The organism is Arenibacter sp. S6351L (genome assembly GCF_023016025.1).
Classification (GTDB): domain Bacteria; phylum Bacteroidota; class Bacteroidia; order Flavobacteriales; family Flavobacteriaceae; genus Arenibacter; species Arenibacter algicola_B.
The window spans coordinates 1-1,174 of the sequence record NZ_JALKBB010000081.1 but is presented as its reverse complement, the minus strand read 5'-3'; the positions used below and the strand labels follow the sequence as shown (position 1 = coordinate 1,174).

Genomic DNA, 1,174 nt, shown 5'->3' with positions numbered 1-1,174 from the left:
CGATTACAATCTAGGTTTTAAATTGGCCGTTATTTCCCAAGTTGAAAAAGGCGAAATGACCTATAAGCAGGCACAGAAGGCTTATGGCATTCAAGGTAGAAGTACTGTTTTGGTCTGGTTGAGAAAACATGGTACCTTAGATTGGAGCAACCCAATTCGACATCAAATGCCAAAATCCAAAGAAACCCCTGCCCAGAAGATCAAGCGTTTAGAACGCGAGCTATCTGACGCGAAGTTGAAGAACAAGATCCTTAATACGATGATCGACATCTCGGACCAACAGTACGGCACTTCTATCAGAAAAAAGTATTTACCCAATCAATCCAGCGTATCCGGCAAGAACAGCGATTAAGTCTGTCTCGTTGTTGTCGATTGTTTGGGATAAGTAGGCAAGCAGTCTATCAATCAGAAAAACGTTCTTTAAAAAGAGGACAAGAGCTTGCAAAGGTGAAGGACTTGGTCGATGGTATCCGCATGGACATGCCCAGGATCGGCACCCGCAAGTTGTATTACCTGCTCAAGGAAGAATTCGGGAGGGACAATATAAAAATAGGAAGGGATGCCCTATTTGCACATTTACGTACGGAGTCCATGCTGATAAGACCAAGGAAGAATTACACCATGACCACCAATTCCAAGCATTGGCTCAGAAAGTACCCCAATCTGATGAAACAGGCCAGGGTATCAAGGCCGGAAGAATTTTTTGTCAGCGATATCACATATATCAAAAGCAGGGAAAGGACACATTACCTATCCCTGGTTACCGATGCCTATAGCAGAAAGATTATGGGATATGAACTTAGTGACGACATGAGTGCGGAGAACGTTGTAAAGGCAATGAAAATGGCGAATAGCAATAGGTTGACCAACAAACAGCTTATCCATCATTCCGATAGGGGGCTACAGTATTGTTCTTCCGTATATCAAGAGGAGCTCCGGCGCAGCCATATCACCCCATCGATGACCGATGGATATGACTGCTACCAGAATGCACTGGCCGAGCGGATCAATGGGATATTGAAAGGGGAATTCTTAATATATAAATGTAACAACGGTAAAGATTTAAAGCAACTCATTGTAGATTCCATCAATACATACAACAACAGAAGACCACATTTGAGCCTTAATTATAAAACACCTAATTTTATACATAACAAAAAACCTGTGAAGTTAA

General features: G+C 42.2%; 1 protein-coding gene. It reads left to right on the top strand.

From position 1 onward, the window contains the following. Nucleotides 1-1,174, top strand: a protein-coding gene (locus MWU82_RS23950; RefSeq protein WP_247098268.1) for an IS3 family transposase whose coding sequence is annotated in 2 segments (ribosomal slippage) — nt 1-314 and nt 314-1,174 — 1,175 coding nt annotated over the 2 segments. Because the reading frame shifts where the segments join, the coding sequence is not laid out codon by codon here. This gene is flagged as partial in the annotation.